Source organism: Streptomyces sp. TRM68416, assembly GCF_014596915.1.
Lineage (GTDB): Bacteria > Actinomycetota > Actinomycetes > Streptomycetales > Streptomycetaceae > Streptomyces.
In genome coordinates, this window is sequence record NZ_JACVWU010000002.1 from 52,379 (window position 1) to 66,555 (window position 14,177).

At 71.4% G+C, this 14,177-nt stretch carries 14 protein-coding genes; 4 read left to right on the top strand and 10 right to left on the bottom strand.

What is annotated here, in order from left to right:
- Window positions 1-12: 12 nt before the first annotated feature.
- Window positions 13-453 (bottom strand): Lrp/AsnC family transcriptional regulator, encoded by a 441-nt coding sequence (locus tag ICC28_RS03410; protein ID WP_030677853.1) that lies wholly within the window; start codon window positions 451-453, stop codon window positions 13-15.
- 267 nt (window positions 454-720) lie between these two features.
- Between ICC28_RS03410 and ICC28_RS03415 the strand changes: the two genes are divergently transcribed.
- On the top strand, window positions 721-1,155 hold the full coding sequence (locus ICC28_RS03415; RefSeq protein WP_188286873.1) for a hypothetical protein: 435 nt from the start codon (window positions 721-723) through the stop codon (window positions 1,153-1,155).
- A 462-nt stretch (window positions 1,156-1,617) separates the two neighbouring features.
- On the opposite strand, the gene ICC28_RS03420 is transcribed toward ICC28_RS03415, so the two are convergent.
- Entirely contained in the window at window positions 1,618-2,790 is a 1,173-nt protein-coding gene (locus ICC28_RS03420) for an acyl-CoA dehydrogenase family protein (protein WP_188286874.1), read from the bottom strand.
- Between the two features lie 337 nt (window positions 2,791-3,127).
- On the opposite strand from ICC28_RS03420, the gene ICC28_RS03425 reads away from it, so the two are divergent.
- The gene (locus ICC28_RS03425; RefSeq protein WP_188286875.1) at window positions 3,128-4,369 is read left to right on the top strand and encodes a glycoside hydrolase family 18 protein; all 1,242 of its coding nucleotides are present in this window, start codon (window positions 3,128-3,130) and stop codon (window positions 4,367-4,369) included.
- 52 nt (window positions 4,370-4,421) lie between these two features.
- Here the strand turns inward: ICC28_RS03425 and ICC28_RS03430 are convergent, their stop codons facing one another.
- The 3 genes from ICC28_RS03430 to ICC28_RS03440 all read right to left on the bottom strand — a co-directional run bounded on the left by ICC28_RS03430 (window position 4,422) and on the right by ICC28_RS03440 (window position 6,827).
- Entirely contained in the window at window positions 4,422-5,084 is a 663-nt protein-coding gene (locus ICC28_RS03430) for a TetR/AcrR family transcriptional regulator (RefSeq protein ID WP_188286876.1), read from the bottom strand.
- Window positions 5,085-5,170: 86 nt separating this feature from the next.
- Complete coding sequence (locus ICC28_RS03435) at window positions 5,171-5,311, bottom strand: SCO1431 family membrane protein (protein WP_317453952.1); 141 nt, start codon at window positions 5,309-5,311, stop codon at window positions 5,171-5,173.
- Window positions 5,312-5,441: 130 nt separating this feature from the next.
- The gene (locus ICC28_RS03440) at window positions 5,442-6,827 is read right to left on the bottom strand and encodes a peptidase C39 family protein (protein WP_188286877.1); all 1,386 of its coding nucleotides are present in this window, start codon (window positions 6,825-6,827) and stop codon (window positions 5,442-5,444) included.
- Between the two features lie 199 nt (window positions 6,828-7,026).
- Here ICC28_RS03440 and ICC28_RS03445 point away from each other — a divergent pair, with 199 nt between their 5' ends.
- Together ICC28_RS03445 and ICC28_RS03450 are read left to right on the top strand one after the other, a co-directional pair.
- Window positions 7,027-7,647, top strand: a complete 621-nt coding sequence (locus ICC28_RS03445; protein WP_188286878.1) for a uridine kinase — start codon at window positions 7,027-7,029, stop codon at window positions 7,645-7,647.
- Between the two features lie 432 nt (window positions 7,648-8,079).
- Complete coding sequence (locus ICC28_RS03450) at window positions 8,080-9,945, top strand: AAA family ATPase (protein ID WP_188286879.1); 1,866 nt, start codon at window positions 8,080-8,082, stop codon at window positions 9,943-9,945.
- A 31-nt stretch (window positions 9,946-9,976) separates the two neighbouring features.
- On the opposite strand, the gene ICC28_RS03455 is transcribed toward ICC28_RS03450, so the two are convergent.
- From ICC28_RS03455 to ICC28_RS03475, 5 genes are all read right to left on the bottom strand, one after another.
- A complete protein-coding gene (locus ICC28_RS03455; RefSeq protein ID WP_188286880.1) occupies window positions 9,977-11,038 on the bottom strand; it encodes a hemolysin family protein in 1,062 nt (353 codons plus the stop codon).
- Complete coding sequence (locus ICC28_RS03460; protein ID WP_188286881.1) at window positions 11,035-12,360, bottom strand: hemolysin family protein; 1,326 nt, start codon at window positions 12,358-12,360, stop codon at window positions 11,035-11,037. Before ICC28_RS03460 ends, ICC28_RS03455 begins: the two co-directional genes overlap by 4 nt.
- 173 nt (window positions 12,361-12,533) lie before the next feature.
- Window positions 12,534-12,977 (bottom strand): PH domain-containing protein, encoded by a 444-nt coding sequence (locus ICC28_RS03465; RefSeq protein ID WP_188286882.1) that lies wholly within the window; start codon window positions 12,975-12,977, stop codon window positions 12,534-12,536.
- Between the two features lie 10 nt (window positions 12,978-12,987).
- Window positions 12,988-13,845 carry an ATP phosphoribosyltransferase gene (hisG, locus tag ICC28_RS03470; protein ID WP_188286883.1) on the bottom strand — a complete coding sequence of 286 codons (858 nt, stop codon included), beginning with the start codon at window positions 13,843-13,845 and terminating at the stop codon, window positions 12,988-12,990.
- 48 nt (window positions 13,846-13,893) lie between these two features.
- On the bottom strand, window positions 13,894-14,166 hold the full coding sequence (locus ICC28_RS03475) for a phosphoribosyl-ATP diphosphatase (protein WP_030946750.1): 273 nt from the start codon (window positions 14,164-14,166) through the stop codon (window positions 13,894-13,896).
- Window positions 14,167-14,177 lie beyond the last annotated feature (11 nt).

The window sequence follows — 14,177 nt, forward strand, 5'->3', positions numbered from 1 at the left end:
ACGCAGGTGGGGTCAGATGCGGGGCGGCCGTGCCTCGTACGGGGTGGAGAGGACCACCGTCGTCCGGGTGGAGACCCCGGCGAGCGAGCGCAGCCGTGCCAGCAGCTCCTCCAGTTCGTGCGGGGTGGCCACACGCACCTTGAGGATGTAGTTCTCGTCGCCCGCGACGCTGTGGCAGGCCTCGATCTCGGGCACGCCCGCGAGGCGCTCGGCGATGTCGTCGGGCGCGCTGGGGTCGAACGGCTTCACCGAGATGAAGGCCGTCATGGGCAGCCCCACGGCCTCGGGGTCGACCACAGCGGCGTAGCCGCGGATGACGCCACGCTGTTCCAGCCGTCGCACCCGCTGGTGCACGGCGGACGTGGACAGGCCCGTGGCCTTGCCCAGGTCGGTGTAGCTCATCCGCCCGTCCTTGACGAGCAGCTGCACGATCTGTCGGTCCAGCTCCTCCATGGCGCAGAACTTACAGTGCGCCTGATCTCCTCGGATACCTGAGCGGACCAGGTCATGCCCTGTTTGTGATGTGGGCGCACGGAGTCGGTGAGCCGCCTGGGGGACAAACCGGCCGCGCCGGGCACCTGCGGTCGGCATGTGACGAACGCCACAGTCACCGAACAACCTCCGTGATGTTCTCGTGATTACCGCCGAGACGGGGCGGGAAGTGCTTGCTGTGGTCGAGGCCGCAGCGCCTGAACGGCCCAGCCCGAGGGGGAGAGTCCCATGCAGAGTCTTAAGCGCCCTGGTCGTACCGCACCCAAGCGCCCGCAGCTTGTCGTCGAGCCCGAGCCGGAGGGCGTCGAACCCGACCTCGCCGACGAGGAGTTCGACGCGTACGACACCTTCGAGATGTACCGGGTGATCTGCCCGGACTGCGCTCAGCCCATCGCCCTGCTGGCGGACGAGGAGGTCCTGCCGGAGCACGCGCGGTGCGTTTCGCCGTGGAACCCGTTCGGCCTCACGGTGTGCGCCGGCACCGGCCGCCGCGCCGCCGACGCCCGTTCCGCGGACGAGTCGGCCCAGCCTCAAGAGCAGGACACCGCCCTGCTGTTGACACTCCCTCAGAGCCTGGACTGGCGGACGCAGCCCTTCTCCCACGTCGGCGGCCCGGGCTCGCGCCCGATGCGGGTGCCGGCGATGCGGCGCCACGCCGCCTGAGCGACTCCGCTCACCTTCGCAGCCGAAATCCCGTACCGCGGCTCGCAGGACGCCGTGGTGCGGGTTCGGTGCGTCCGGAAGAGCAGCAAGGCCCGGTGGGCAGTGGGGGCCGCTAGGTAGCTAGGGCCAGCAGGCAGTGGGGGCTGGCTGGGTAGCGGGCCGGTAGGTAGCGGAGGCCGGTGGGCGGTGCCGAACTCACGGGCGATTGAGTGCAGCGGTGACCTGTCCGGTCACCGCTGCGTTGCCCTGGTATGACCCCCACATATTCAACAACCGGGCGTCAGCGCCACGTATTCGTCCCCCCACCCGCAGAATCGGTTCCGCTAACGCCTCCGCCGTCCCAGGATCCGCCCATCTACCGTGATCTGATGCGCACTTGGGCCGACCGCGGCCGGACGCTGCCGGGCCGCCACGATCCGGAGTGGGGCCGGCTGGCGGCGCCGACGGTCCGGCCGGGGCAGTTCAGCGCCCCTCGGGACCCGCGAGGTGACGGGCGATGACCATGCGCTGGATCTGGTTGGTGCCCTCGACGATCTGGAGCACCTTGGCCTCGCGCATGTAGCGCTCGGCCGGGAAGTCGGCGGTGTAGCCGTAGCCGCCGAGGATCTGCACGGCGTCGGTGGTCACCTTCATCGCCGTGTCGGTGCAGTGCAGTTTGGCCATGGCCGCCTGCTTGGCGAACGGCCGCCCCGCGTCCCTGAGCCGCGCCGCGGCCAGGTACAGCGCGCGGCCCGCCTCGATCTGGGTCGCCATGTCGGCGAGCATGAAGCGCAGTCCCTGGAAGTCGGAGATCGGCCGCCCGAACTGCCGCCGCCCGGCGGCGTACGCCACGGCCTCGTCCAGCGCCGCCTGGGCCACGCCGATGGCACAGGCCGCGATGCCGAGCCGTCCGGAGTCCAGCGCGGACAGGGCGATGGCGAAGCCCTGCCCCTCCTCGCCGAGGCGCCGGTCGTCCGGGACGCGGACGCCGTCGAAGTGGACCTGCGCGGTCGGCGAGCCCTTCATGCCCATCTTCTTCTCGGGCACCGCGCCGCTCAGTCCCTCCGCGTCGCCGGGCACCAGGAAGGCGGTGATCCCGCGGGGACCCTCCTCGCCGGTGCGGGCCATGACCGTGTAGAAGTCGGCGATGCCGCCGTGGGTGATCCAGGCCTTGGTGCCGGTGATGACCCAGTGGTCGCCGTCCCGCACGGCCTTGGTGCGCAGGGAGGCGGCGTCCGAGCCGGAGGACGGCTCGGACAGGCAGTAGGCGCCCAGCAGACCCCCGCCCAGCATCGCGGGCAGGTGCTCGACCTGCTGCTCCTTGGTGCCGTAGGCGGCGAGCGCGTAGGAGGCGAGCGTGTGCACGCTGACGCCGAGGCCGACGGTGAGGCGGGCTATGGCGAGCTCTTCGAGGACCTGGAGGTAGACCTCGTACGGCTGGTCGCCGCCGCCGTGCTCGGCGTCGTAGGGCAGGCCGAGCAGGCCGGACTCGGAGAGCAGGGTGAAGACCTCGCGCGGGAAGCGTCCGGCGTCCTCCTCCTCGGCCGCCTTCGGTGCGATCTCACGCTGGGCGATGTCGCGGACGAGCGAGATCAGATCCCGGGCCTCGTCCGTGGGCAGTTGCCGGTCCACCGGCTGCGGGGCGCGGTCGGGCATGGCGACGCTCTCCTCCCTGTCGGGCACGTCGGCGGGCGTGCGCCTTGGGTGGGGCGGCTCCGCCGGGTCTTGCTGATGTAGGCCGATGCTCGCTCTCCCGGGTCTCGGAAGCGGCTGACCAGCGGCTGCGCGCTGTGAGTATGCCCGATCGCAGGCATCCCGTCACCAGTTAACGACCGCTTACTCCAAGAATAGTGCACGGGCGGACGAGGAGCCCTCGACAATTGGTCCGAACCATTGACCGCCATGGTCTAGTCCTCCTACGCTGCGGACCAACGCCTTACCGCGTTCATGCCAATCGGCGCACGTCCCCCTCTCCCCCACGAGGAGACACCCGATGCACATCTCGCACCGCCCCCGTGCCCGGCTGCGGACCCTGGTCTCCGCAGCGTGCGCGGTCGTCCTCGGCGCCGGTCTGCTGGCCGGCGCGGGCACGGCCACCGCCGAGGCCAAGGCCCCCGCCGCGGAAGCGGCCGCCGGCTCCAAGGTGATCGGCTACTTCACCGAATGGGGCACCTACGACCGCAAGTACTACGTCAAGAACATCGACACGTCCGGCTCCGCGGCCAGGCTCACCCACATCAACTACGCCTTCGGCAACGTCACCGGCGGCAAGTGCACGATGGGCGACAACTACGCCGCCACCGAACGGACCTACACCGCGGCCGAGTCGGTCGACGGCGTCGCCGACACCTGGGACCAGCCACTGCGCGGCACCTTCAACCAGTTGCGCGAGCTGAAGAGGAAGCACCCGCACCTCAAGGTCCTGTGGTCCTTCGGCGGCTGGACCTGGTCCGGCGGGTTCGGCGAGGCGGCGCGCAACCCGGCCGCGTTCGCCCGGTCCTGCTACGACCTGGTCGAGAACTCCAGGTGGGCGGACGTCTTCGACGGCATCGACATCGACTGGGAGTACCCCAACGCCTGCGGCGCGACCTGCGACACCAGCGGGCGGGCGGCCTTCCGGAACCTGATGCAGGCCCTGCGCACCACGTTCGGCACCGGCAACCTGGTCACCGCGGCGATCACGGCCGACGCCACCGCGGGCGGCAAGATCGACGCGGCGGACTACGCGGGCGCCGCCCGGTACGTCGACTGGTACAACCCGATGACCTACGACTACTTCGGCGCCTGGGACGCCACCGGGCCGACGGCGCCCCACTCGCCGCTCGCCTCCTACCCGGGCATCCCGAAGGCCGGCATGCACAGCTCGGCGACCATCGCCAAGCTCAAGGGCCTCGGCATCCCGCCCGCCAAGCTGCTGCTCGGCATCGGCTTCTACGGCCGCGGCTGGACCGGAGTCACGCAGTCGGCGCCCGGCGGTACGGCGACCGGCCCCGCCGCCGGCACCTACGAGCAGGGCATCGAGGACTACAAGGTGCTCAAGGCCAAGTGCCCGGCGACCGGCACCGTGGGCGGCACCGCGTACGCCAAGTGCGGTTCCAACTGGTGGAGTTACGACACCCCGGCGACCATCGCGACGAAGATGACGTACAAGAACCAGCAGGGTCTGGGCGGGACCTTCTTCTGGGAGCTGAGCGGCGACACCGCGAACGGCGAGCTAATCAGAGCCATCAACTAGCCCCCGTACGGGGGGACTTGGGGGCGGGGGACCACGAGCTCCCGCCCCTTTGTCATGCGCCCCGGCGGGCGGGCGGCGGGGCCGGGTGGGCGGGGTCCAGCTCCTCGATGGCGCGCAGGGTGCCGCCGAGGGTCTTCACCAGCAGCTCGCGCATGGTGTCGCGGGAGAGCGCGGGTCGGTCGATCCAGTCCAGGGCGGCGCCCTCCACGCTGCACACCCAGGCCACCAGGCCCATCCGGGCGAGCGGGGAGATGGCCAGGCGGCCGTAGGCGCCCTCGGCGATGGTCGCGACGATCGCCTCGCGGACGCCGTCACGGATGGCGTGCACCTCGGCGTCGAAGCCGACGCCGCCGCTGACGATCGTGCGGTAGGCGGCCTGGTTGTGCTCGGCGTAGCGCAGATAGCTGTCGATGGTGCGGTGGACCCGGTCCACCTGGGGCATGTCGACGCCGCTCGCCGCGTAGGTCACCAGATCGGCGACGGAGTCCTGGATGATCGCCAGGTAGTAGCCGCGCTTCGACTGGAAGTAGTAGTAGATCAGCCCTTTGGCGACATGCGCCTGGCGGGCGATGTCGTCCATCGAGAGGGCGTCGTAGGAGGTGTCGGCGAACAACCTCCGCCCGATGGCGATGAGTTCGGCGCGGCGCGCCGCCGACCGCTCGGTGCCGCGCGCCCGGGGACGGGCGACGGCATCGTGCTGCTGGCTGATGTTCAATTTCGACCCTGGTCTCCAACGGGCGGCGGGACATCCGCAGTATGACAGGTCAAATGCGGGGTCACGTCACGGTGGAGCGGATGCGGTCAGAGCAGGCCCAGTTGGGTCACGAGCATCGCGACGACCACGACGAGGACCCAGCCCATCGCGTGTTCCAGGATCTTCGGGCCGTTGTCCTCGGGGCCGCCGGTACGGACGCGGGCGGCGGTGGCTGAGTTCGCGGTCATGGGCATCTCGCTGGTCTTGGACGGGTGGGCCGGTCTGTCCACCTTGCCACCGACCAGGGCTTTTGCGGCCGAGACCTTGGTCACAGCGAACGGCCCCCGCGCGCGGCGGGGGCCGTTGCGGAGGCGGTCGTCAGCACACACCGACCGCGGCGAGCGCCGCCCGCTGCCGCGCGGACAGGCGCGCCGGGAAGTACAGGTAGCAGACGCCGCCGGTACCGGAGACCACCCGGCCGGAGGCGTTGTACCGCTTGGTGCGCAGCCAGATGTTCTCGAACTCCCGCCGCCGGTACACCCGTCGCACCGCCTCGTTGGTCGGCGAGTTCGGGTCGTTGGCGATCACGTCGCCCTCGGCGGTGAAGCCGATCACGGTCATCAGGTGCCCGGCCGTGCCGTAGCCCGCTCCCGTGAGCTCCTCCTTGAGGAAGGACTGGGAGGTGATGGCGGGGATGCCGGCCGCGATCAGTGTCTCCAGGTCGGTCAGCGAGCGGAGCCGGGTGACCACGCCCTGGAGGTCCTTGAACGTGGCCGCGTAGGCGGCGTTGAACGGCCAGTTGCCGCAGCCCTCGTACTGGTAGTCGTAGGTGTACCGGGCCGCGTGGCACACCTGCGGGTCCGCGAAGGACGGATCGACCCAGGCCAACTGCTCCGCCGTGAGCCGGCCGCCCCAGTACTCGATGATCATCTGCGAGGAGGTGGGGCTGCACCAGGCCTCGCCGCCGTTGTCGTACTCGGGGTACTGGCCGATGTGGATCTCCTGCGAGTACCGCGGGACGGCCAGTTCCCGGGCGAGGCCGGGGGCGGAGGCCGGGACGGTGAAGCGGTCGGGCACGTCGGAGCCCATGGCGCCGACCCGCCACACCGTGGGGGTGATCTTCGCGCCGGGCCTGCGGTGGAGCGTCAGCCGCAGCCGGTACGAGGACAGGCGCAGCCCGGACGCCGTGTCGTCGATCGCGAAGGTGTCCGTCCAGATACTGCTCCGGCCGTCGCTCTGGTCGTCGACGGAGGTCCGTCTGATGTCCTCGTCGCCCGCGGCCCACCGGCCCATCACGTACCACGGCGTGTGCGTGCCGTCCGAGTACGTCCCCCTGAGCTCGACCTGGATCCAGGTGCCGGCCGGGGTGTGCGCGTTCCAGGAGGCGATCGCCTCCGTGGACGGCACGGCGAGCCGGTGCACCGGGGAGGTCCAGGTGGCGTACTCCCAGGTGGCGGTGGTGCCGGTGTGCGGGTCGGCGTAGTCGACGGTGCCCACCGGGGCGCCGATGACAATGCCGGGACGGGCACCGGCCACGGCCCGGGTGCCCTTGGCGGTGCCGGAGCGCCAGTCGCTGTACGTCGTCCAGGCCCGGTTGTCGATCGTGCGGGCCGGGGCCCGGGCGGGCGCGGCGGCGTCCGTCGCGGGACCGGCGGCCGCGGCACCGGTGGTGTCGGCCGCCGCGGGGCCGACGCCACCGGCCACCGCTGTGGCGACCGCGACGGCCAGAACGGTTCTGCGGGACGGCTGTTCGGATCTGCTCATGGGTGAAAGACCCCCAGGTGTGTCCGAGTCGGGGCAGGTCCAGTGCACGGTGTGTGCGCCAACTATGGACGCAGGCGGGGGCTCCTGCCAGCACTTCGGCGCATGCCGCGCCGGGAACATTGGCCTCGACCACTGGCATGCCCCGGCGGCCCGCGTCACTAGACTTCCGGTGCAATCACGACTCACCCCGGGACCCGCCATGCACGAGCTCGCCGCACGGCTCCGCCGCCTCCCCGCGTCCTGCGGGCCGGTGCGCCTGATCGGGATCGACGGGCACGCGGGCTCCGGGAAGTCCACGTTCGCCGCACGGCTGGCCGAAGCGCTCGACGGGGCGCCGGTGCTGCATCTCGACGACATCGCCAGCCACACCGAGCTGTTCGACTGGACCGGCCGGCTGCTCACCCAGGTGATCGAACCCCTCTCCCGGGGCGAGACGGCCCACTACACCCCCTATGACTGGCGCACCCGCCGCTTCGGACCGCCCCTCCCCCTGCGGCCCGCCCCGGTGGTCCTCGTCGAGGGGGTCGGCGCCGGGCGCCGGGCGCTGCGGCCGTATCTGGCCCGGCTGCTGTGGATTGACCTGCCGCCGGCCGAGTCCTGGGCGCGCGGGCGGTCGCGGGACGGCGAGGAGCAACGGGAGTTCTGGGACGGGTGGGTCGCGGCGGAACGGAGCCACTTCGCCACGGACCCCTCCCGGCCCTACGCCGAGATTCTGGTGCGGCAGTGCGAGAAGGGGTACGAGGTACTTCCCGGGCCTGCCGGTACGGCTGAAGCGAGCCGCATTCTCACTCAGAGTGACAGACCATCCTCATTGTGGTGAACTTGTGAAGACGGGTCCGTGAGAACTTGCCGGAGTGCCCCAACTCCGCTTGACCCAAGGGCCGTACAGGTCTTACGTTCTCAATGTGCGGCCGTTCGAGGCCGCCCCACAGACGCGAAGCCCCCGGTTGTTCCCCCGTGATCGGGGGCTTCGTTCTGCCCGCGGCCCGTTTTCCGGACGCGACGAGGTGCGATTCGCTCACCCTCGGTCACCATCCGCGCGGCCCTCCATCCGCTCCCACCTCGCCAAACGGCCGGTGCGGCACCCTGGGGCGGGCGACACCACCGCAGGTACGATGCCCTCGGTGCGACCTAGGACGGACTGCTCTGTACACCGGGCAACTCCGGCCCGCAGTACGGCGGTTCGATGAAGGCGGCCGACGGGCGACGGCCCGTGGACCAACCGACGGGGGCACGGTTTGTGGGGGACGTGATGGACTTCGGCACGCAGGGCCCCGAGGCCCCGGCCGACCTCGCCTGGCTGCGAGGCGTGGATGCCTACACCATGGGCGCTTATCCGCAGGCGGAGGAGGAGTTCCGCGCCGCGGTGCGGATCGATCCCGGGATGGCCGACGGCTGGCTCGGCCTGCACGCGCTGCGCGTCGACACGACGACCGCGCTGCTCCGGATGTTCCGGCACCGGGACCGGTTCGGCGAACAGCGCTCCCGGCACCGCCGTACCCTCAACTCCTGGTACTGGCTGGGCTGGTGGGTGCAACCGGTGCTGGAGAGCCCGCGCGACCTGCTGCTCGCGCACGCCTCGCACTGGCTGGACGGCCGCCATGTCCCGGAGCTCGACCGGGCGCTCGCGGGCCTGCCGCCGGTGGACGCCGACCCCCAGGTGCGGTTCCTGCACGCCTGCCGCGCCTATCTGGTCAAGGACTGGGAGCAGTTGGTCCGGCACACCGACCCGCTCCTCGACGACGCCATGCTCGGTATCGAGGCCGGTCTGTTCGGCGGCATGGCCCGGGTCCGGCTGGAGATGTACGGCCAGGCCGAACCCCTGCTGTCCGCCGCGCTGATGCGCTGCCGCAGCGAGCAGCCGCAGCGCAAGGAGCTGCGCTACTGGCTGGCCCGGTCCCACGAGGGCACCGGCCGGTCGGCGGCCGCGCTGCCCCTGTACCGGGCCGTGCACCGCGTCGACCCGGCCTTCATGGACACCTCGGCCCGGCTCACGGCGATCGCCGAGGGCGACGGCTACGACGACGCGGCCGACCTCGCGCCGATCACCCTCACCGGGCTCGGCCAGGACATGGTCGAGGGCCCGGACGGTCTCGACCCGCTGTTCGGCCTGGAGGGCCGGGACCTGAAGCTGTCCGACCCCGGCCTGCCGCCCGCCGGTCCGCTGCCGCCGGTGCCCGATCCCGCGGTGCGCGAGAAGGCCGGGCCGCCCGCCCAGCCGCCGCTCGCCGGACCCACCGACCCCGGCTTACTCGAGGAGGCGCTCGCCGAACTCGAACGCATGGTGGGCCTCGAACCGGTCAAACGCCAGGTCAAAGCGCTCTCCGCGCAGTTGAACATGGCCCGCCTGCGCGCCGGGCAGGGCCTGCCGGTCCAGCCGCCGAAACGCCACTTCGTCTTCTCCGGCCCCTCCGGCACCGGCAAGACCACGGTCGCCCGCATCCTGGGCCGGGTCTTCTACGCCCTGGGCCTGCTCGGCGGCGACCACCTGGTGGAGGCCCAGCGGGCCGACCTGGTGGGCGAGTACCTCGGCCAGACGGCCGTGAAGGCCAATGAGCTGATCGACTCCGCGCTGGGCGGTGTGCTCTTCGTCGACGAGGCGTACTCGCTGTCCAACTCCGGCTACGGCAAGGGCGACGCGTACGGCGACGAGGCGCTCCAGGTGCTGCTGAAGCGGGCCGAGGACAACCGCGACCACCTCGTGGTGATCCTGGCCGGCTACCCGGAGGGCATGGACCGGCTGCTGGCCGCCAACCCGGGCCTGTCCTCGCGCTTCACGACCCGCGTCGACTTCCCCTCGTACCGCCCGCTCGAACTCACCTCCATCGGCGAGGTGCTGGCCGGGGAGAACGGTGACGTGTGGGACGAGGAGGCACTGGACGAGCTGCGCTCCATCGCCGGGCACGTGGTGGACCAGGGCTGGATCGACGAACTCGGCAACGGCCGGTTCCTGCGGACGCTGTACGAGAAGAGCTGTGCCTACCGGGATCTGCGGCTGACCACCTATCCCGGCACGCTGACGCGGGACGATCTGTCGACCCTGCGGCTGCCGGACCTGATGCAGGCGTACGGCGAGGTGCTGTCGGGGCGGGGCCCGCAGGATCCGTCGGCCATGTGACCCGCCAAAGCCCGCGGCCGCCCGCCCCGGTCTACGACGCCAGTACCTGCTCGGGCTCCGGCCGCTTGGGCATCTCCCGGTGCGCCGGGTCGGTCACCTCGCCCACCAGCAGCTCCAGTACGTCCTCCAGGGCGACCAGCCCCAGCACCCTGCCGGACGCGTCCGCGACCTGCGCCAGATGCGTGGCCGCCCGGCGCATGACGGTCAGCGCGTCGTCCAGCGGCAGTTCGGAGCGCAGGGTCGTCATGGGCCGCCAGACCTGCTGCGGGACGGCCCGGTCGGAGTCCTCCAGGTCGAGTACGTCCTTCACGTGCAGGTAGCCCATGAAGGCGCCGGTCTCCGCCGCGACCGGGAAGCGGGAGTACCCGGTGCGGGCGGTGAGCTCGACGATCTGCCCCGGGGTGACCGACGGCGGGACCGTCACCAGCGACTCGCGCGTCAGGAGTACGTCCGTGACCGGGCGGGAGCCCAGCTCCAGGGCGTCCTCCAGGCGTTCCTGCTCCTCGGGGTCGAGCAGCCCCGCCTGGCCGGAGTCCTCCACGAGCCGGTTGAGCTGCTCGCTGGTGAAGACGGCCTCGACCTCGTCCTTGGGCTCGACGCGGAAGAGCCGCAGGATGCCCTGGGCGCAGGCGCCGAGGGCGACGGTGATCGGCCGGCACAGACGGGCGAAGGCGACCAGGCCGGGGCTGAGCCACAGCGAGGCCTTCTCCGGGGCCGCCATCGCGAGGTTCTTCGGGACCATCTCGCCGATGACGAGGTGGAAGAAGACCACGGCCGCCAGGGCGATCACATAGCCCAGCGGGTGGATCACGCCGTGCGGCAGGTGGATCCATTCGAAGACGGGCTCCAGCAGACGCGCCACCGTCGGCTCGGCGACCGCGCCGAGGGTCAGCGAGCAGACCGTGATGCCGAACTGGGCGGCGGCCATCATCTGCGGCAGGTGCTCCAGGCCGTAGAGGACCTGGCGGGCACGCTTGGTGCCGAGCGGCTCGATCTGGCTGCGCCGCACGGAGACCAGCGCGAACTCGGCGCCGACGAAGAACCCGTTGGCCAGCACGAGCAGCGCGGCGAAGAGCAGTTGGAGCACGCTCATCGGACGCCCTCCGCCACGGGGGCCGTGCGCACGAGCCGTACCCGCTCGGCGCGATAATGGCCGACCCGGCGCACCGACAGCCGCCAGCCGGGGAGTTCGGCCCGGTCGCCGGGGACCGGGATGCGGCCGAGGAGGTCGGCGACGAGTCCGGCGACGGTCTCGTACGGTCCCTCGGGCACGTCGAGGCCCATGCGCCGGAGGGTGTCGACGCGGCAGCTGCCGTCGGCGTCCCAGGCGGGCCGGCCCTCCTCCGCGGGGGCGGGGGCGAGTTCGGGGGCGTCCAGGCCGTCGTGCTCGTCGCGGACCTCGCCGACGATCTCCTCGACGATGTCCTCCAGGGTGACCACGCCGGCGGTGCCGCCGTACTCGTCGACGACGACGGCGATGGGCTGCTCGCTGCGCAGCCGGGCGAGCAGCGGCCGGACCGGCAGCGTCTCGGGGACCAGCAGCGCGGGCCGGGCGATCCGGCCGGCCGGGGTGCGCAGGCGCTCGGCCGCCGGCACGGCCAGGGCGTCCTTGAGGTGGACCATGCCGACGATCTCGTCGATCCGCCCGCGGTACACGGGGAAGCGGGACAGGCCGGTGGCGCGGGTCAGGTTGACCACGTCCTCGGCGGTCGCCGACGACTGCAGTGCGCTGACCTTCACCCGCGGGGTCATCACGTGCTGCGCGGTCAGCTCGCCCAGCGACAGGGTCCGGACGAACAGGTCGGCGGTGTCCTGCTCCAGGGTGCCGGCCCGGGCGGAGTGGCGGGCCAGCGAGACGAGTTCACCGGGGGTGCGGGCGGAGGCCAGTTCCTCGGTGGGCTCGATGCCGATCGCGCGGACGAGACGGTTGGCCACGGAGTTCAGCCCGGCGATCACCGGTCGGAAGGTGCGCGCGAAGAGGTGCTGCGGGCCCGCGACGAACCGCGCGACCTGCATCGGCCGGGACACCGCCCAGTTCTTGGGCACGAGTTCGCCGATCACCATCTGCACGGCCGAGGCCAGCAGCATGCCGATGACCACGGAGATCCCGGACACCGCGCCCGCGGGGACGCCGGTGGCGGTGATCGGGCCGTGCAGCAGCTCGGCGAGCGCCGGTTCGGCGAGCATGCCGACCACGAGGGAGGTGAGGGTGATGCCGAGCTGGGTGCCGGAGAGCTGGAAGGAGAGCTCCTTCAGCGATTCGACGACCGTACGGGCGCGGCGGTCGCCCTCGGCGGCGGCCTTCTCGGCATCCGGCCGCTCGACCGTCACCAGGCCGAACTCGGCCGCCACGAAGAAGCCGTTGGCGAGGATCAGCAGGAACGCCGCCGCAAGGAGCAGCAGGGGGATGGTCATGCCGCCGCCTCGGGATGTCGGGAGGGGGCGGCGCAGGTACTACAGGACGATCCGTCCATCGCTGGAGGGAGTCACTCCTCGGGTTGCAGGGGCCGCTGGGCACCTGGTCGGAAACCAGCGACGGAGGCGCTACGAAAACGCCTCCGCCAACAGATTAATCAAGACGGGGCCGCCTACGGCAGATCCCTCGTGGTGCGGGCTTCCACGAGTGCCCGCAGTGCGCGGGCGTCGGCGATGGCCCGCTCCTTGGCGATGCCCGGCTGGATGCCGAGCGCGGGCAGGCTGGTGCCGTCGCTGAGGTCGAGGAAGACCCAGGGGTCACCGGGGCGCAGGTTCACCCGGAGGATCTCCGCCCAGGCCAGGCGGCGCCGGCCGGCGATGTTGACCACGGTGACGCCCGCGTCGTCGGCGACGACCTTGACGCGGGCGAGCAGGGCCAGGACGCCGAACATGAGCGCCCCGGTGAAGATGAAGCTGAGGCGCTCGCCCGGGCCGAGGTTCTCCAGCAGCAGGGCGATCACCGTGATCACCACGAAGATCGTGGCGCCGGCCGTGAGCAGCACGGCCCGGGTGCGTCCCGGCCGGAAGGTGACGGGAAGGACAGGCAGGTCGGACATCTCAGGGCTCTCAGAGGCGGCAGGCGTGGATGGCCGTGGTGAGGATGGCCCGCGCGCCGATGTCGTACAGGTCGTCCATGATCCGCTGGGCCTCCTTGGCGGGGACCATCGCCCGGACGGCGACCCAGCCCTCGTTGTGCAGCGGGGAGACGGTCGGGGACTCCAGGCCGGGCGTGAGGGCGACGGCCTTCTCCAGCTGCTCGACGCGGCAGTCGTAGTCCATCATCACGTAGGTGCGGGCGACGAGGACGCCCTGGAGGCGGCGCAGGAACTGCTGCACCTTGGGCTCGTTCTCCGAGGTGGTGTCCGCGTCGGTGCGGCGGATCACGACGGCCTCGGACTTCATGATCGGCTCGCCGAAGACCTCAAGGCCCGCGTTGCGCAGGGAGGTGCCGGTCTCGACGACGTCCGCGATGACCTCGGCGACACCGAGTTCGATGGCGGTCTCGACGGCGCCGTCGAGGTGGACGACGGAGGCGTCGACGCCCTTGTCGGCGAGGTGGCCCTCGACGATGCCCTCGTAGGAGGTGGCGACGGTCTTGCCCTTGAGGTCCTCGACGCCGCCTGCGGTGCCGGGCCTGGCGGCGAAGCGGAAGGTGGAGCGGGCGAAGCCGAGCGGGAGGATCTCCTCGGCCCGGGCGCCGGAGTCGATCAGCAGGTCGCGGCCGGTGATGCCGATGTCGAGGCGGCCGGAGGAGACGTAGATCGCGATGTCGCGGGGGCGGAGGTAGAAGAACTCGACCTCGTTCTCCGGGTCGACGATCCGCAGTTCCTTGGACTCCCGGCGCTGCTGGTAGCCGGCCTCATGCAGCATCTCCGCCGCAGGTCCTGACAGGGAACCCTTGTTGGGGACGGCGATGCGCAGCATGAGGTCGGCTTCCTTTGCGTGGGGTGTGCGGGTGGAGGTGTACGGGGCTCAGAGGTGGGCGTAGACGTCGTCGAGGGAGATCCCGCGCGCGACCATCATCACCTGGACGTGGTACAGCAACTGCGAGATCTCCTCGGCTGCCGCTTCCTTGCCCTCGTACTCGGCGGCCATCCAGACCTCGGCGGCCTCTTCGACGACCTTCTTGCCGATGGCATGGACGCCCTTCCCGACCAGCTCTGCGGTGCGGGAGGTGGCGGGATCGCCGTGGGCGGCCTTGTGCTGGAGCTCGGTGAAGAGCTCCTCGAACGTCTTATTGGACATGGTGGCGCCCA